This is a genomic window from Roseateles sp. 22389, assembly GCF_052044995.1.
GTDB lineage: Bacteria > Pseudomonadota > Gammaproteobacteria > Burkholderiales > Burkholderiaceae_C > Roseateles.
Genome location: NZ_JBQEOF010000001.1, coordinates 276,471 through 292,844 on the forward strand (window position 1 = coordinate 276,471; position 16,374 = coordinate 292,844).

At 65.2% G+C, this 16,374-nt stretch carries 14 protein-coding genes; 11 read left to right on the plus strand and 3 right to left on the minus strand.

The genetic code is table 11. The annotated features are described in order from the left end of the window. Positions 1-14: 14 nt before the first annotated feature. From ACTJKJ_RS01220 to ACTJKJ_RS01270, 11 genes are read left to right on the plus strand one after another with little or no spacing between them, the layout of a single operon-like run. Positions 15-740: a class I SAM-dependent methyltransferase gene (locus ACTJKJ_RS01220; RefSeq protein WP_297383178.1), complete on the plus strand. Its 726-nt coding sequence runs from the start codon at positions 15-17 to the stop codon at positions 738-740. Further along, positions 737-1,915 carry a DegT/DnrJ/EryC1/StrS family aminotransferase gene (locus tag ACTJKJ_RS01225; protein WP_440819342.1) on the plus strand — a complete coding sequence of 393 codons (1,179 nt, stop codon included), beginning with the start codon at positions 737-739 and terminating at the stop codon, positions 1,913-1,915. The genes ACTJKJ_RS01220 and ACTJKJ_RS01225 overlap by 4 nt, the downstream gene beginning before the upstream one ends. 34 nt (positions 1,916-1,949) lie before the next feature. After that, positions 1,950-2,543, plus strand: coding sequence for a sugar transferase (locus ACTJKJ_RS01230; protein WP_440819343.1), 594 nt, complete (start codon positions 1,950-1,952; stop codon positions 2,541-2,543). Between the two features lie 34 nt (positions 2,544-2,577). Further along, on the plus strand, positions 2,578-4,497 hold the full coding sequence (locus tag ACTJKJ_RS01235; RefSeq protein ID WP_440819344.1) for a polysaccharide biosynthesis protein: 1,920 nt from the start codon (positions 2,578-2,580) through the stop codon (positions 4,495-4,497). Between the two features lie 42 nt (positions 4,498-4,539). After that, the gene (locus tag ACTJKJ_RS01240) at positions 4,540-5,724 is read left to right on the plus strand and encodes a GumC family protein (protein WP_440819345.1); all 1,185 of its coding nucleotides are present in this window, start codon (positions 4,540-4,542) and stop codon (positions 5,722-5,724) included. A gap of 42 nt (positions 5,725-5,766) precedes the next feature. Further along, complete coding sequence (locus ACTJKJ_RS01245) at positions 5,767-6,945, plus strand: glycosyltransferase family 4 protein (protein WP_440819346.1); 1,179 nt, start codon at positions 5,767-5,769, stop codon at positions 6,943-6,945. After that, positions 6,945-8,234, plus strand: a complete 1,290-nt coding sequence (locus tag ACTJKJ_RS01250; RefSeq protein ID WP_440819556.1) for a lipopolysaccharide biosynthesis protein — start codon at positions 6,945-6,947, stop codon at positions 8,232-8,234. The genes ACTJKJ_RS01245 and ACTJKJ_RS01250 overlap by 1 nt, the downstream gene beginning before the upstream one ends. Continuing rightward, on the plus strand, positions 8,231-9,373 hold the full coding sequence (locus ACTJKJ_RS01255; RefSeq protein ID WP_440819347.1) for a hypothetical protein: 1,143 nt from the start codon (positions 8,231-8,233) through the stop codon (positions 9,371-9,373). The genes ACTJKJ_RS01250 and ACTJKJ_RS01255 overlap by 4 nt, the downstream gene beginning before the upstream one ends. Then, positions 9,345-10,235 carry an alpha-1,2-fucosyltransferase gene (locus ACTJKJ_RS01260; RefSeq protein WP_440819348.1) on the plus strand — a complete coding sequence of 297 codons (891 nt, stop codon included), beginning with the start codon at positions 9,345-9,347 and terminating at the stop codon, positions 10,233-10,235. Before ACTJKJ_RS01255 ends, ACTJKJ_RS01260 begins: the two co-directional genes overlap by 29 nt. Next, positions 10,232-11,020 (plus strand): glycosyltransferase, encoded by a 789-nt coding sequence (locus tag ACTJKJ_RS01265; RefSeq protein WP_440819349.1) that lies wholly within the window; start codon positions 10,232-10,234, stop codon positions 11,018-11,020. The genes ACTJKJ_RS01260 and ACTJKJ_RS01265 overlap by 4 nt, the downstream gene beginning before the upstream one ends. Then, positions 10,984-12,186: a glycosyltransferase family 4 protein gene (locus ACTJKJ_RS01270; protein WP_440819350.1), complete on the plus strand. Its 1,203-nt coding sequence runs from the start codon at positions 10,984-10,986 to the stop codon at positions 12,184-12,186. The genes ACTJKJ_RS01265 and ACTJKJ_RS01270 overlap by 37 nt, the downstream gene beginning before the upstream one ends. Positions 12,187-12,207: 21 nt before the next feature. On the opposite strand, the gene gmd is transcribed toward ACTJKJ_RS01270, so the two are convergent. Genes gmd through ACTJKJ_RS01285 form a run of 3 tightly spaced genes read right to left on the minus strand, consistent with a single transcriptional unit; the run spans position 12,208 to position 16,317 of the window. Continuing rightward, the gene (gene gmd / locus ACTJKJ_RS01275) at positions 12,208-13,332 is read right to left on the minus strand and encodes a GDP-mannose 4,6-dehydratase (protein WP_440819351.1); all 1,125 of its coding nucleotides are present in this window, start codon (positions 13,330-13,332) and stop codon (positions 12,208-12,210) included. 27 nt (positions 13,333-13,359) lie between these two features. Next, positions 13,360-14,286: a GDP-L-fucose synthase family protein gene (locus tag ACTJKJ_RS01280; protein ID WP_440819352.1), complete on the minus strand. Its 927-nt coding sequence runs from the start codon at positions 14,284-14,286 to the stop codon at positions 13,360-13,362. 27 nt (positions 14,287-14,313) lie between these two features. After that, positions 14,314-16,317: an SLBB domain-containing protein gene (locus tag ACTJKJ_RS01285; RefSeq protein WP_440819353.1), complete on the minus strand. Its 2,004-nt coding sequence runs from the start codon at positions 16,315-16,317 to the stop codon at positions 14,314-14,316. Between the last annotated feature and the right edge of the window lie 57 nt (positions 16,318-16,374).

Here is a 16,374-nt window from a genome sequence, read left to right on the forward strand (position 1 = left end):
CGAGGACCTTTGCCATGACCCAGGACCGAGAACTCGAGGCCATCGCCCAGCGCTACGCCCGCCGCGACCAGCGGCTGGCCGGCCTGGAGCGCTACAGCCTGCTGCGTCCCGAGGTCTGGCAGATGCTGCACGAGCGCCAGGCGGCGATGCTGCGGCTGCTGGCGGCGCACCGCGCGGCGATGCCCGAGGCCGACGCGCCGGTGAGCGGCTGGCGGATGACCGAGGTGGGCTGCGGCGCGGGCGGCAACCTGATGGACATGCTGCGGCTGGGCCTGCTGCCGCAGCACCTGACCGGCATCGAGCTGCTGCCCGAGCGCCTGGAGGCGGCCCGCGCCGCGCTGCCGCAGCAGGTGCGGCTGCTGGCGGGCGATGCGTCGCAGGCCGAGGTCGAGCCCGGCAGCCAGGACCTGGTGCTGCAGTCGACGGTGTTCTCGTCCATCCTGGACGATGCGCTGCAGCGGCGCCTGGCGCAGGCCATGTGGCGCTGGCTGCGGCCGGGCGGGGCGGTGCTCTGGTACGACTTCATCGTCGACAATCCGCGCAATCCCGACGTCCGGGGCGTGCCGCTCAAGCGCGTGCGCGCGCTGTTCCCCGAGGGCCGGACGACGGTGCGCCGCGTCACGCTGGCTCCCCCGATCGCGCGCGCCGCCTGCCGGCTGCACCCCGGCGCCTACCGCGTCCTCAACACGATGCCCTTCCTGCGCAGCCACGTGCTGGCGCTGATCACCAAGACACCATGAGCCAGAACCCCGACCAGAAGCTCCCCTTCCTGCCGTTCGCGCTGCCCGAGCTGGGCGACGAGGAAATCGCGGAAGTCGTCGACACGCTCAGGAGCGGCTGGATCACGACCGGCCCCAAGGCCAAGCGCTTCGAGCAGGCCTTCGCCGAGTTCCTCAACGAACCGCAGATCGAGTGCATCGCCGTCAACTCGGCGACGGCGGGGCTGCACCTGGCGCTCGAGGCGCTGGGCATCGGGCCCGGCGACGAGGTCATCACCACCACGCACACCTTCACCGCCACCGCCGAGGTGGTGCGCTACATGGGCGCGGACGTGAAGCTGGTGGACATCGATCCGAAGACGATGAACATCGCGCTCGACCAGATCGAGGCCGCGATCACGCCGCGCACCAAGGCGATCATCCCGGTCCACTACGCCGGCCTGGCGGTGGACATGCTGACGCTGCTGGACATCGCGCGCCGGCACGGGCTGAAGGTCGTCGAGGACGCGGCGCACGCGCTGCCCACGACGCTGGAGAAGGAGTTGATCGGCACGATGGGCAGCAATGCGACGGTGTTCAGCTTCTACGCCAACAAGACGATGACCACGGGTGAGGGCGGCATGCTGGTGACCCGCGACGCGGAGCTGGCCAAGCGCGCCCGCGTGATGCGGCTGCACGGCATCAACCGCGACGCCTTCGACCGCTTCACCGCCAAGGTGCCGAGCTGGTACTACGAGATCGTCGCGCCCGGCTTCAAGTACAACCTGACCGACATCGCCGCGGCGATGGGCCTGCACCAGCTCAAGCGGCTGCCGGCCTTCCAGCGGCGCCGCGAGCAGATCGCCGCGCGCTACTTCGAGGCGCTGGCCGACCTGCCGCTGATCCTGCCGCCGCAGGCGCCGGAGGGCGACGTCCACAGCTGGCACCTGTACGTGCTGCGCCTGACCGAGGACGCGCCGATCGGCCGCGACGAATTCATCGAGCGCCTGTTCGAGCAGGGCATCGGCTGCAGCGTGCATTACGTGCCGCTGCACCAGCACCCGTACTGGAAGGAGCGCTACGGCCTGACGCCGGAGATGTTCCCCGAGTCGCAGAAGGCCTACGAGCGCACGGTGACGATCCCGCTGTACACGGCGATGACCGACGACCAGGTCGAGCGCGTGATCGCCGCGGTGCGCCGCGCGCTGGGCGTCTGAACGGGCCGGACGGGACACGGAGCGGGGACGGCCGATGGCCAAGCGACTCTTCGACATCGTCTGCGCCGGCATCGGCCTGCTGCTGCTGAGCCCGCTGCTGCTGGCGGTGGCGGTATGGGTCAAGCTGGACTCGCCGGGGCCGGTGATGTTCCGGCAGGAGCGGGTGGGGCGCTTCGGCGCGAGCTTCCGCATCCACAAGTTCCGCACGATGCGCGTGGACGCGCCACGGCTGGGCCCGCAGATCACCATCGGCGACGACGCGCGCATCACCCGCAGCGGACGCTGGCTGCGCGCGAGCAAGGTCGACGAGCTGCCGCAGCTGTGGGACGTGCTGCGCGGCGCGATGAGCCTGGTCGGACCGCGGCCCGAGGTGCCGCGCTACGTGGCGCTGTATCCGGCGGAGCTGCGCGAGCTGGTGCTGTCGGTGCGGCCGGGGATCACCGATCCGGCCTCGCTGAGCTTCCGCAACGAGAGCGAGCTGCTGGCGCGGGCGGAGGATCCGGAGCGCGAGTATGTCGAGGTGGTCATGCCGATGAAGCTGAGCCTGGCGGCGGACTACGTGCGCAACGCCAGTCTGGGCGGCGACATCCGGTTGATCCTGGCGACGCTGGGCGCGATCAAGGCCTGAGCACCGGGCACCGAGCACGGAACAAGAGAACACGATGAACTGGTTGTCCCTCGATGCCTTCCTGACGCGCATCCGGCCCTACCGCGAGGCGCTGGCGCTGGCGCTCGACATGGTGGCGGTGGCGCTGGCCTGGCAGGCGACCTATCTGTTCCGGCTGGGCTTCGAGCGCTGGTTCGAAGCCAGGCCGGGTTACGACCACTGGGTGATGCTGGGCATCGTCGCGCTGTACGGGGTGCTGCTGCGGCTGTTCCACGTGCCCAAGGGCATGTGGCGCTTCAGCGGCTTCGGCGAGGTCAAGCGGCTGGCGGCGGTGTGCATCACCGCCGGCCTGGTGGCGGCGGTGGCGGTGCTGATGGCGCAGCTGACCAAGGTGCCGCGGGCGGTGCTGGCGCTGCATCCGGTGTTCACGCTGATGGCGCTGGCGACGATGCGCATGGGCTACCGCATGCTCTACGAGCACATGCGCAGCCGCATCAGCGGCAGTGCGCTGGAGCAGCGCCGGGCGCTGGTGATGGGCGCGGGGGACGCGGGCCGGCTGCTGGTGGCGGGCATCCAGCACCAGCAGGGCTGGGTGGTGGTGGGCTACCTGGACGATGCGGCGGAGAAGCGCGGCGCGCGCGTGGCCGGCGTGCCGGTGATCGGCACGCTGGAGGACGCGGGGCGGCTGGCGGAGATGCATGGCATCACGCATGTGATCGTGGCGATGCCGGCGGCGACGACGGCGCAGCGGCGGCGCGCGCTGGACCTGGCGGGCAAGACGGGGCTGGCGGTGCTGACGGTGCCGAGCAGCCAGGAGTTGCTGGCGGGCCGCGCGGTGAACCAGGTGCGGGACATCGAGCCCGAGGACCTGCTGGGCCGCGAGCCGGTGCAGCTCGACGAGGGCGGCATCAGCGAGTGCATCGGCGGCAAGACGGTGCTGATCACCGGGGCGGGCGGGTCGATCGGCTCGGAGCTGTGCCGGCAGGTGGCGCGGTATGGGCCGTCGCGGATCGTGCTGTATGAGTTGAGCGAGTTCGCGCTGTACCGGATCGAGCAGGAGTTGTCGGAGAAGTTCCCGCATATCCCGCTGGTACGGCTGATCGGGGATGTGAAGGACCTGGAGCACCTGCGGTTCACGTTCGGGAAGTACCGGCCTCAGATCGTGTTCCATGCGGCGGCTTACAAGCATGTGCCATTGATGGAGGAGGAGAACGCGTGGGCCGCGCTGAGGAACAACACGCTGGGGACGTATCACGCGTGCACGGCGGCGGCTGAATCAGGGGCCGAGCGCTTCGTGCTGATCTCGACGGACAAGGCGGTGAATCCGACGAATGTGATGGGGGCGACGAAGCGGGCGGCGGAACTCGTCATCAGTCACATGGCGGGGCAGGGGCATGCGACGAAGTTCATGGCGGTGAGGTTCGGGAACGTGCTCGGGTCCAGCGGGAGCGTGATTCCGAAGTTCAAGGAGCAGATCGCCAAGGGCGGGCCGGTGACGGTGACGCATCCGGAGATCACGCGGTACTTCATGACGATTCCGGAAGCGGCGCGGCTGGTGGTTCAAGCCGGCGCCATCGGGGAGTCGGGGCAGGTGTTCGTGCTCGATATGGGGGAGCCGGTGAAGATCGTGGATCTGGCGAAGACGATGATTCGGATGAGCGGGAAGGACCCCAACGAGGTCCGGATCCAGTTCTCGGGCTTACGGCCGGGCGAGAAACTGTATGAAGAGCTGATCGCGGATGCCGATCTGACGATCCGGACACAGATTCCCCGGCTGTTGATCGCCAAGCTGACGGATGCTGCCGGCGGCGGTCTGCTGATGGACTGGTTAAACGCCGTGGTGGCCGGCGCGGCGCCCGCTTGGCAGTCGGAAGCCACGCGTTCGTGGTTGCGGCGCGTCGTACCCGAATATGTCAGGAGCAGCGATCTCCGGCCCGGTGCGCGCGAAGGGCGGTCCACATCGTCGAGCGCGTAGAATCGCGCGCCGGTCGTCGACCTCGGCGCCCACTGCTCGGTCGTGGCGTTCGTCGATGCTGCGCCGGACTCCTTGATCGTCGATTCATCCCCATTCAGGATCACCGTGGTCGGACTTCAGCCTTCATCCTCGACTTCCGGCGCTGGCGACAGTTTGTCGCCCGCCCAGACCGTTTCCCTGCTGCAACTTGGCTCCATCCTGTGGCGTCGATGGAGGCTGATCGTTGGCGTGTCGCTGGCTGCCGGCATGATGACTCTGGGAGCGACCTATCTGGTCAAGCCGACGTTCACCGCTGTGACCACCTTCCTGAGCCCGCAGCAGCAAGGCTCGGCCAACTCGGCCCTGGCCTCGTTTGGCGGACTGGTTGGACTAGCGGGCCTGACGCCAATCAAGACGCCGGCCGACCAATATGTGTCGCTGATGCGCAGCAACACGGTCATGGACCAGATCATCGACCGCTTCAAGCTCATCGAGCTCTACGACGTGCCTTTCCGCGTCGACGCGCGGCGCCGGCTCGATGGCAGCGTGCGCATGAACGTGGGCAAGAAGGACAACCTGATTGCAGTGGAAGTGGACGACACCGACCCCGCGCGAGCTGCCGACATCGCGAATGCCTTCGTCGAGGCGCTGAAGGAGATGTCCAAGGGGTTGGCTCTGACAGAAGCGCAGCAACGACGCGTGTTCTTCGAGGAGCAACTGACCGAGACGCGTCAGCGCCTCGTGCAGGCCCAGGCCCGGTTGCAGGCGTCCGGCTTCAATGCCGGGGCCATCAAGGCCGAGCCCAGGACCGCTGCGGAGTCCTTCGCCCGGCTCAAGGCCGAGGTCGACGCCACCGAGGTGCGACTTGCCGCGCTGCGACAGAGCCGTTCCGACACGTCGCCCGAGGTCCAGGCACTGCGTGTCCAATTGGGAGCCTTGCAGAGCCAACTGCGCTCGGCCGAGGCCTCCGGGCCTCAGGACACCGGGACGGATTACATAAGCGCCTACCGGGACTTCAAGTACCAGGAGACGCTGCAGGAGCTTTTCGCGAAGCAATTTGAGGCTGCGAAGCTTGACGAGAGCCGCGATGCAACGCTCTTCCAGGTCATCGACAAGGCCACGGCGCCGGAGCGCAAGAGCAAGCCCAAGCGAGCGATGCTAGCCGTGCTAGGAACCGTCGCCGCAGGATTCCTGATGTGTGTGTTCGTCCTCATTGCCGGCTTACGCCGGGATGTGGCGTCGATCTGATCGCTGCCCGGTCTCCCTGGACCCGAGAATCTTCTGCGTCTGATGCGAATCCTGATCACCACGTCGACCTTTCCGCCCCAGTCGGGAGGGGTGGCCGAAGTTGCCGCGCGGCAGGTGGCGGCACTGCGGGGCATGGGACATGAGGTCAAAGTGCTGTCCGGCGGAGATCCGCAAGCGACGGACGCGGAGGAAGGCGTCCAGCGGCTGCCCATACGGCCTGGTCGTTTCCCTTGTTATGCGGCCGGCGATGCGCTAGGCATCCACGATCCCGCACGGCGTGCGGTCTATCTGGATGCCGTGCGCGCGGCGCGCGCGGACGTCATCGTCAGTCATTGTTGGCAAGCTTGGAATACCGATTGGCTGTTTGACGCCCAGCCCGCCATCGAGACCCCGATCGTGCTGTTCAGCCATGGCACGTCCGTGAATACGAAGAACGGACGAACCGGGCTGCTACGCTACGTGCGCTGGCGGTCCTATGCTTGGCGACGAATTCCGCGTTCGCTGCGCTCGGCATCGGCTTTCGTCGCGCTCGCCGATCATGCGGATTCGGACCGATTCCTGGATGTGTCCATTGCGCGGCGCATCGGTGTGCCGGTGCACGTGGTGGCGAACGGCAGTTCGGAGGATGTGCGTGCGGCGGCGGACGCTTCGCCGGGGCGAGAACGGCTGGTGCTCTGTGTCGGTCAGTACACTCCCGAGAAGAACTTCGCTGGCGTCCTCGACGCCTTTCTCCACGCGGGGCGCAAGGACTGGGCGATTGCATTCTGTGGTTCTAGCGCCAATGGCTATCTGGAACGCCTGCGGCAACGGGTGGCAGGCTCGCTCGAAGCGCAAGAAGGTCGCGTGGCGTTTCACGTAGGACTGGGTCGGCGCGAGTTGGCCGCGCTCTACGCGAAGGCGTCCATCTTCGCCTTCGCGTCGCGCACCGAATGCCAGCCGCTGGTAGTCCTCGACGCGATGGCTGCGGGGATGCCTTTTCTTTCGACTGACGTGGGATGCGTCAGGACTTTTCCCGGCGGCCTAACTGTGCCGGACAACAGCGTCTTCGAGACGGAGCTCGTGCGGCTCATGGCCGACGCCTCACTGCGAGAGCGTCTAGGCGACGAGGGCCGGGCAGCGGCGGAACGAACTTACAACTGGCGCGTCAGTGCCGCTCGGCTTGAGCAAATCCTGTCGCAGGTCGTGGCCAACGTTCAAAGGGCGGCCGGGGCAAACTCATGATGCGCAGGGGTCTGTTGAAGGACAGCTCGGTGACGATGCTGTTGCAATTGCTGCGCACGTTTGGCGGTCTGGCACTGCTGCCTCCGCTGATCTCCTCCCTCGGCAGCGATCGCTATGGCGTCGTCGCGCTGGGCATCAGCATCTGTACCTATGCCAGTTTGCTGGAAAGCGTGTTGACGCCGGTGCTTCGCAACGAACTCAACGTGGCGGTCGCCAACGGCGACGTGACCGCCGTCGGCAGACTCGCGACGGTAGCGCGGACGAGTGCGCTCGTGTTGCTGGTGCTCGCAAGCATGATCGCGGCGATGCTGATGGCGACCTCCTACCAGTTGCCTGAAGTGTCCTGGCCAATGGTGGCCGCGGTGTGTACGGCGGCGATTGCCCTCGGCGCCATGGGGAGCATCAGTGACTGCCTCCATTCGGCCGGTGACCGTCTTTGGCAGATTCGCGGCTTCGAGCTGTTCGCGACGGCCGGTGGCTTTACTCTGGCCTTCCTTACGCGGGACTTGCTGTCGCCCGTAGTGACCCTGCTGTGCATGTGTCTGCTACCGCAACTCGGGCGTGTCGTCGCCTGGGCCTTCCTTCGCCTGCCGGAGTCTCCCGAGGGCGCTCGCTTCCACCTGTCGACGACAGGCCGGTTCTTTCGCACGCATGGCCGCGATTCGATCAGCTTCACCAAACTGCAGTTGTTGCAATGCGCTCTGGGGACGTTTCCGGTGATCTTTCTCTCGTGGCGACTCTCCCTCACCGATACCACCATCTACACCTTGGTCGCGCGGGTCATGACCGCTCCGGCGAATTTCATCGTCGCCCTGATGCCGATTGCCTGGCCGCGCATCACCCGCTCGGTCAGTCAGGGGCAGGCGGCGGGCGTCGCGCGCGCACTGCCGGTGGGCAGCGGGCTGATTCTCGGGAGCTTGCTGCTCTGGTTTGGTGTGGTGTGGCTGCTTGACGAGCAGATCTTCGGTCTCCTTTCGCATGGCACGCTCGTGGTGCCTCCGATCAGCCTCATCCTGGGACTGAGCGCCTTCGTCGCTGCGAACACGGTGGTCGCGTGGATTAGCACCGTGCTCAATGCCGTAGGCGCTTTCGCGGATCAGGTTCGTCCCACCGGCACCAGTCTCATCGTCCTGCTGGTCATGGCTCCCCCCTTGCTGACCGCATTCGGAGCCTCCGGTCTGGCATGGTCGGCCTTTGTCGCCGTGGCGCTGTGCATCGGTTTGCCGACCTATTGGCGTGCACGGGTCCTGCTGCGCGAACGACGCGGCGCGGACACGGGAACTCCATGATCGACGTCAAGTTCAGGCCCACCTCCGGTGACTTCATGGTGACGCTGCCGCTACACCTCTATCTGTGGGCGAGCGCCTTCGGCGCGCTGACCCTACCGGGAAGCGGCCTGACTTATGCCAATGCGGCACTTCCGCTGCTGGCCGTCATTGCGCTATTCGCCAAGCCCAGCCTGGAGGAATGGATCCAATGTCTCCTGATCGGCGTCGCCATGACGGTCGACTTGGCGTTCAGGGAGTTCACCTATGGATGGGAGGGGGTGGGCTACTCAATCAACATCGGGAAGATCGCGCTCTTTATCTTGGTTGCCAGCCGCTTCGCCTCATTGCCTGATCGGACGAAGTGGTGGCTGGTGGTGTCCTTCGGACTCGCCGCGATCAGCTCCGAGGTATTCGCAGTCCTCAATCCGGAGTACCGCCTGGCGCTGTTCAACGCCGAGAGCATCGCCGAGGGGTTCGGATTTGACCTGTTTCGTCCGACGGGCTTAATTGGCGACCCCAACTACTTCGCGTTGCCCTTATCGATGATGGCAGTGGCTGCCTACCTGCTGGACCGTAAGGGGTTGCTGCTACTGGCCATCCTGTTCGTGATCGCGTCGGGTTCTCGTTCTGCCGCAATCGCTACCCTGTTGCCCATCTTTGTCCTGCAGATGAGCAGATCGTCGCATCGGCCGATGAAGATGGTGGCCGTAGCATTGATCTACTTTGGCGGTGCGTTGACCGTGGCGGCCGTCAACCAGATCTTGCGGGACAACACCGGTTCCGAATCCACCGAGGAGCGTCTGGGACTGCTGATCCAGGGGATTCAAAACATTGCGTCGCTGTCCTTCCTGGAGTCCACCTACGGTGAGCCGCTGGCACACGCGCTGGATGGTCAGTTGCTGGTCATTCACAACACATTCCTCCAAACCCTCAGCACGTCGCTGTTATTGGGCGGATTCTTCATCCTCAGGACTATCCGGGGGTTCCTCGCGGCCGACGCGCTTCCTCTCCTGCTGTGCCTAGTGATCGAGATGATGTTTTTGGACCTCAGCTCGCAATCCAGCTTCGTGTTGCTCTTCCTTCTGTTCACGGTCGCTGCGCGCCGCAGTCCGGCTGCGCCTCGTTTCATTCATGATCAAGCAATCGCAAGTCACCGTTAGGCTGTCCGGCGGGTTGGGCAACCAGATGTTCCAGTACGCATTTGGCCGGGCGGTCGCCTCCCTGCGCGAAAAGCCACTCGTCCTGTCAACATTCCAGTTGAGCCTGCAATCGGCGGGCGTGACGCCCCGCCCGTACGGGCTCGACGTTTTTAAGTTAGCGGGGAATGTCTCAACGTCGGCGGACGCCTTTTCGACGCGTTGGAGGCCGGTGATCAAGCGTTTACCCGCGCTCGCGGACCTATTGGGTGTTCATTACGAGCAGTCTGCCGACTTCTATCCGGAAGCCCTGACCGCGGCGGCCGACACCTTCGACGGCTACTGGCAGAGCCATCGCTACTTCGAGGCGGTTGCGCCACAAATCGCACGCGACTTCGTGTTGAAGGCGCCGGCTCATGGCGTTTTCGCCGACCTACTAGCGCAGGTGTCGCAGCCGCACTCCGTCATGCTCCACGTCCGGCGTGGCGACTATGTGTCGCTAGCGGCCGCATCCGCCCATCACGGCGCGCTCGGACTGGCGTATTACCGGTCCGCGATGGCCCGGCTGAAGATCGAGGTCCCTCACGCTCGGTGCTTCGTCTTCTCCGACGACATCCCATGGTGCCGGGAAGCCTTGGATTTTCTGCCGCCCGGATCGCAGTTCGTCGAGGCGGACCAGCACCGGACCGACGCCCAGGATCTCGTGCTGATGTCGCATTGTTCACACGCCATCATCGCCAACAGCTCGTTCAGCTGGTGGGCGGCCTGGCTCGGAGACCAGCGGAAGCCGTCGTCGTCCCGGATCGTCTGTGCGCCGAAGCGCTGGTTCGCGACCGGAAGCTCCGACCTCGCCAGTCGACTCCCCAAACATTGGATTCAGCTGTGAGCGTGACATTGCCCGCCGCGCCCACCGTGAGCTGGGTGCTGTGCACCAATCGACTGGATGCGCTCCTGGATCGCGCAATCGCCTCGTGTCTGGATCAGACCCTAAGTGACTTCGAACTGCTCATCGTCACCAATGGTCCGGATGCGGCGTCCATCGCTACGGAACTGAGGCGGCGACATGCGATGGACACCCGGGTGCGAGTGATCGTCTCGTCACTCCATCTCCTGAACTTCAATCTGTCCCTTGGGCTGCATGAGGCGCGTGGGCGCTACATCGCGAGGATGGACGCCGACGACATCAGCACACCCGACAGACTGGCATTGCAGGTCGATCATCTGATGCGGCATCCTCGCGTCGTCGCTGTCGGGAGCAACTTCCAGTGGGTGGATGCCACCGGACAGCGGCATCAGGAAGTGCGAATGCCGGTGACGGACGAGGCGATCCGGCGCCAGCTTTACTGGCGTAACCCGCTCTGTCATCCGTCCGTCATGTTCCGGCGCGAGGTCGTCGCGACCTTGGGGGGATACCTTGGTGGACGCAATGCGGAAGACTACGACCTCTGGGCTCGGCTGAGCCTGCAGCCCGAGTGCGAATTCGCCAACATCGATCGCACGCTGCTCTTCTACAACGTAGAGCCCACGGGGCCCGCACGCCGGTCCCGGGACGGCTATGCCAACATGGCGGCGGCCCAGTTGCGCAACTTCCTGATCTCAGGGCGACTTCTTTGGCTGGTCGCGGTGATCGTTTCGTGCGTCAAGCTGCTTCTCCGGACTCGACGTCATTGATTCTGGCGGAGCGCCTCCTCTTCGATATGCAAGACAAAAGAATTCGGATCCTTCTCTGCTGCAACACGTCCTTCGGCCTTGCCAATTTCAGGGCGGGCCTGATCACCTCTTTGCAGGCACACGGCTATCAGGTGATCGCGGTCGCTCCTCGTGACGAAAGGACCGACGCCTTGGTCGCCCTGGGCGTCGAGTACCACGAATGGCGCCTTTCGGCGCGCAGCGCCAATGTCTTTAGCGAATGGGCGTCGCTGCGAGATCTCGCGCGCATCTACCGCGCCAGCCGGCCGGACTTCTGTTTGCACTACACGGTGAAGCCGGTGATCTATGGCGCGATCGCGTGCTCACGACAGAAGATCCGCTTCGCCTCTGTTATCACAGGGCTGGGCTATGCGTTTCTCAACGAGGGGTTGGTGCCGCGCCTCATCCGCTGGTTCTATGCTCGCCTGCTCCGTCGGTCCGAGCGCAACTGGTTTCTGAATCGGGACGACCACGACCTCTTCGTGCGCAACGCGCTGGCGCCCTCCGAGTCCGCCAGCATCATGCCCGGCGAGGGTATCGACACGGATCACTTCGCACCGCGCGCAGAGCGCCGCCTGAACGGGGAAGGCAGTGTCGTCCGCTTCCTAGTGGTGTCGAGACTCCTGTTCGACAAAGGTTTGGTCGAGTTCGCCGAGGCTTGCAAGCTGCTTCGCGAGCGCGGCGTTGTATTCGAGGCGGCCGTCGTCGGGGGCGCCGGCTCGGAGAACCCGTCCGCCATTCCCAAGTCGCAGATCGACCGGTGGGTGGCTGAACGGCGATTCGACTATTTGGGATCGGTCACCGATGTGCGGCCCATGCTTGATGAAGCCGATTGTGTGGTGTTGCCCTCCTATCGCGAAGGACTACCGAGGGCGCTGCTCGAGGCGTCTTCCATGGAACTGCCCATCGTCGCGACGGACGTACCCGGCTGCCGCGACGTCGTCCGAAATGAAGAGACGGGCCTGCTGTGCGTGGCGAAGGATGCTCAGGCACTAGCCGATGCTATGGCGCGCATCTGCGCGATGACGCCGGAGCAACGGCGCAACATGGGGCGCCAGGGGCGTCGCCATGTCCGGTCGATCTTCGGCATGGAAGAAGTCAATCGAATCTACCTCGATTTCATCGAGGAAAGGGTGCCCGGCGGCTGATAACGGGTCACCCCGAGGCCATCACTCGTTGTAGTCGTAGGCCTGGAAGCCTGCCGACTTGACCAAGCTGTCGCGCTTGGCGGCTTGGTAGTCGGCCTCTACCATCTCGGCGACCAGTTCGCGCAGAGTCGTTTTCGGCGTCCAGCCGAGCTTCTCCTTGGCCTTGGTCGGATCGCCCAGCAGCGTCTCGACCTCCGTCGGACGGTAATAGCGCGGGTCGACCTTGACGATAACGTCGCCGACCTTGCAGAACGCGCGCTCCGAGTCGGCCACGCTAGCCACGGTGCCGATCTCCTGTTCGCCCTCGCCGGTGAAGGTGATGCCGACGCCCAGCTCATTGCAGGCGAACTCGACGAACTGGCGCACCGAGTACTGCACCCCGGTCGCGATGACGAAGTCCTCGGGCTTGTCCTGCTGCAGCATCATCCACTGCATCTCGACATAGTCCTTTGCATGACCCCAGTCGCGCAGGGCGCTCATGTTGCCCAGGTAGAGGCAGTCCTGCAGGCCCAGCGCGATGCGTGCGATCGCGCGCGTGATCTTGCGGGTGACGAAGGTCTCGCCGCGCAGCGGGCTCTCGTGGTTGAACAGTATGCCGTTGCAGGCGTACATTCCGTAAGCTTCGCGGTAGTTCACCGTTATCCAGTAGGCGTAGAGTTTTGCGACCGCGTACGGGCTGCGCGGATAGAAGGGCGTGGTCTCCTTCTGCGGGATCTCCTGCACCAGACCGTAGAGCTCCGACGTGCTGGCCTGGTAGAAGCGGGTCTTCTTCTCCAGGCCCAGGATGCGAATCGCCTCGAGGATGCGAAGCGTCCCGATGCCGTCGGCATTGGCCGTGTATTCCGGCGTCTCGAAACTGACCGCCACGTGGCTCATCGCCGCGAGGTTGTAGATCTCGTCCGGCCGCACCTGCTGGATGATGCGGATCAGGTTGGTGCTGTCCGTCAGGTCGCCGTAATGCAGTTTGAAGCGCTGGTTGTTGACGTGCGGGTCCTGGTACAGGTGATCAACGCGGTCGGTGTTGAACAGGCTGGCGCGGCGCTTGATACCGTGCACCTCATAGCCCTTGTCCAGCAGCAGTTCCGCCAAGTAAGCGCCGTCCTGGCCCGTGATGCCCGTGATCAGGGCGACTTTGCGTTGTGACATGGAGAGAAGATTTCTGGAAAAGGTGGATCAGGCGCGGAAAGGGGCGCTGTCGTAGGCGAGACGAATGCCATCGCGCAGGGAGGTACGGGCGCGCCAGCCGAGCGCGGCGAGCTTGCTGACGTCTAGCAGCTTGCGTGGTGTGCCGTCGGGCTTGGTGCTGTCGAAGACGATGCGGCCATCGAAGCCGACGACGGCCATGACGGTCTCGGCGAGTTCTCGGATGGTTACGTCCTCGCCGGTGCCGACGTTGAGCAGCGGGCCGGTGTAACCCTGTCGCATCAAGTGGACGCAGGCGTCCGCGAGGTCGTCGACATAAAGAAACTCTCGCCGCGGCGTGCCTGAGCCCCAGACGATGTACTCGGAATCGCCTCGCAGCTTCGCTTCATGGGCCTTGCGCAGCAGCGCCGGAAGCACATGGCTGTTGGCGAGGTCGTAGTTGTCGTTGGGACCGTAGAGATTGGTCGGCATCACGCTGATGTACTCGTGGCCGTACTGGCGGTTGTAGTTCTCGGCCAGCTTGATGCCGGCGATCTTGGCGATCGCGTACGGCTCGTTGGTCTGTTCCAGCGGACCGGTGAGGAGGTATTCCTCCTTGATTGGCTGCGCGCAATCGCGCGGATAGATGCAGCTCGAGCCAAGAAACATCAGGCGCCGCAAGCCGGCCAGATGCGCGGCGTGGATCAGGTTGGCCTCGATCATGAGGTTCTGATACAAGAAGTCTGCGCGGAACTGATTGTTGGCCTGGATGCCGCCGACCTTGGCAGCGGCGATGAACAGGTAGTCCGGCTTTTCTCGCGCCAGGAATTCCTGGACCGCAGGTTGATCCAGCAGATCGAGCTCGCTCCGGGTGCGGGTGATCACATTGACGTAACCTTCTGCGGCAAGGCGTCGCACGATCGCACTGCCCACCATGCCGCGATGGCCGGTGACGAAGATCTTGGCATTCGTATTCATACGTTTCTCTTGATTCGGCGCACCGCCTCAATTGCTTCGAATGGTCTTGAGTGCCGCCGCACCGATACCGAATTGATAAAGGATCTGCGTCCAGTCCTTGGCTTCCTGGATGAACGTCGTCTTGTTCATCTCCTCTGGCACGAAGACGGTGTCGCCAGGCAGTGCGGGGAGGCCGCTCAAGCTTGAGCCGAAGCCCAACCAACCGCTGCTGGACTGCCGCGCGCTTACGACTGTGCCGTTGGCGCGGATCACGAAGGAGCCGCTGGCGTCCGCCCCGCGGGTCGGACCGCCGGCCAGCTTCATGACGTCGTCGACGGACGCGCCGTTCTGCAGCAGGAAGCTGCCCGCGTTGAACACGCTACCGAATACGCCTACCGTTGTCGGACGGGCGGGGATCAGCAGGCGGTCGCCATCCTCGACGGTCAGGCTCGGCAACTGCCGAGCGTCCGGCTCGAGTTGCAAGACAACCCGACCGGTCGGCCGCACCGCTCGCAGGCGCTGCACCAGGCGCTCCGTCGCCGAGGCGCGCTGCGTGTTCGCCGCAGCCTCGTCAGCATTGGCTGCTCGCTGCGTACTGCTGTACTTGGTGAACTCCGTCTCCAGGTCCCGCAGCGCACGGTCGTAGTTCTCCTGCTGCGACTGCCGAACGCTCTCGCGCGAGAAGTCCGCGCCGAAGACATACGCCTGGGGTGTCAATCCGCCAGCCGCGGCGATCGCGTCCTGCAGGGTGCTCGTCGGCGGCAGCACGTATTCACCGGGGCGGGACACTTCGCCTTCCACCGTCACGCGCTTGTACTGCTTGGCCAGCGGCAGCGCCGTATTGACGCTGCTGAACACGCGGATCACGTCGCCATTGGACGCCGCGGCCTTCGCCTGCGCCGGCAGCGGCAGTTCCCGCACGCGGCGGTCGTTGCGTTCGCTCAACTGCTCGATCGAGATGCGCGAGCGGTCCGCCACCGCACTAAAGCCACCGGCCATCGCCAGCACGTCGTCGATCGTCTCGCCGGGCTTCAGCTCGACGATGCTCTGCTTGTTCACGCTGCCCAGCACCGCCACCTGCGGGCCGATCGGGCCGATGTGGATCACGTCCTCGGCCTGCAGCGCGCGGTCGCTGGCCTTGTCGCCCTTGAGCAGCAGGTCGTACGCATCGAAGTTGGCGACGACCAGGCCGTTGCGGCGCAGTTCGATCTGGCGGAAGCTGCCGGCCGCCGACGGGCCGCCAGCGCGGATCAGGCCGTTGACGATCGTCGCCAGGCTGCTGACCGTGTAGGCGCCCGGCTTCGCGGTGAAGCCGGTCACATAGATGCGGATCGTGCGCAGCTTGCCCAGCGAGGTGCTCACCTGGAAGTTCTTGAACACCTGCGCGATGCGGGCACGCACGACGTCGTTCAAGTCGCCGTAGCGCACGCCCGCAACCAGCACCGGGCCGACGCGCGGGATCGTGACGCGACCGGCTCGGTCGACGGTCAGGCGCAGGTCGGCGTCCACCGAGCCCCAGGCGGTGACCTGGATCTCGTCGCCGATCCCGATCAGGTAGTCCGAAGGCGCCTGGCGCGGGCCGTCGGTGTCCGAGCCCATGCGGGCATCGAGCATCAGGTCGGCACCCAGGCGCCGGACGATGTTGTCGGTGGAGATCGTCGTCGCCTTCCCGACAGCGCCAGTCTGCGTCTGGGTCACCGTGCCGATTTCAGCCAGGCCGGACTCGGAGCGGCGCAGCTGTTCCAGCGTGAGCGGATCCGTCAGGTCCAGGCCCAGCAGCTTGTTGACGTAGATCTCGAACTCGCCGGGCACGTACTTGGGCGCGCGCGGCATGGTCGATTGCGCCTGCTGCTGCTGCTGTTGCTGCTGCGTCGATGCGTCCTGCGTGCCGCGCGTCGTGGAGTTCAGCCGGACCGGGCCGCTGACATCGCTGCTGTTCTCGGACGAGGTCTGGCCACTTCCCATCGACTGCGCGAGGGCCGGTCCCGCCATCAGGCAGGCCATCAACAGCGCCAGCGCGGGCTTCTGGAAAGTCTGGAGGGATCGAGTCATCGTCGACACCGGCGAAGAGGCGCGTTGGGCGCGAAGTTCCATGCGTGATCTCGTCTC

Excerpts from the sequence above, each read along its gene's own strand:
- ACTJKJ_RS01220 (WP_297383178.1), top strand. The coding sequence starts at position 15 with ATGACCCAGGACCGAGAACTCGAGGCCATCGCCCAGCGCTACGCCCGC.
- ACTJKJ_RS01225 (WP_440819342.1), top strand. The coding sequence starts at position 737 with ATGAGCCAGAACCCCGACCAGAAGCTCCCCTTCCTGCCGTTCGCGCTG.
- ACTJKJ_RS01230 (WP_440819343.1), top strand. The coding sequence starts at position 1,950 with ATGGCCAAGCGACTCTTCGACATCGTCTGCGCCGGCATCGGCCTGCTG.
- ACTJKJ_RS01235 (WP_440819344.1), top strand. The coding sequence starts at position 2,578 with ATGAACTGGTTGTCCCTCGATGCCTTCCTGACGCGCATCCGGCCCTAC.
- ACTJKJ_RS01245 (WP_440819346.1), top strand. The coding sequence starts at position 5,767 with ATGCGAATCCTGATCACCACGTCGACCTTTCCGCCCCAGTCGGGAGGG.
- ACTJKJ_RS01250 (WP_440819556.1), top strand. The coding sequence starts at position 6,945 with ATGCGCAGGGGTCTGTTGAAGGACAGCTCGGTGACGATGCTGTTGCAA.
- ACTJKJ_RS01255 (WP_440819347.1), top strand. The coding sequence starts at position 8,231 with ATGATCGACGTCAAGTTCAGGCCCACCTCCGGTGACTTCATGGTGACG.
- ACTJKJ_RS01260 (WP_440819348.1), top strand. The coding sequence starts at position 9,345 with ATGATCAAGCAATCGCAAGTCACCGTTAGGCTGTCCGGCGGGTTGGGC.
- gmd (WP_440819351.1), bottom strand. The coding sequence starts at position 13,332 with ATGTCACAACGCAAAGTCGCCCTGATCACGGGCATCACGGGCCAGGAC.
- ACTJKJ_RS01280 (WP_440819352.1), bottom strand. The coding sequence starts at position 14,286 with ATGAATACGAATGCCAAGATCTTCGTCACCGGCCATCGCGGCATGGTG.
- ACTJKJ_RS01285 (WP_440819353.1), bottom strand. The coding sequence starts at position 16,317 with ATGACTCGATCCCTCCAGACTTTCCAGAAGCCCGCGCTGGCGCTGTTG.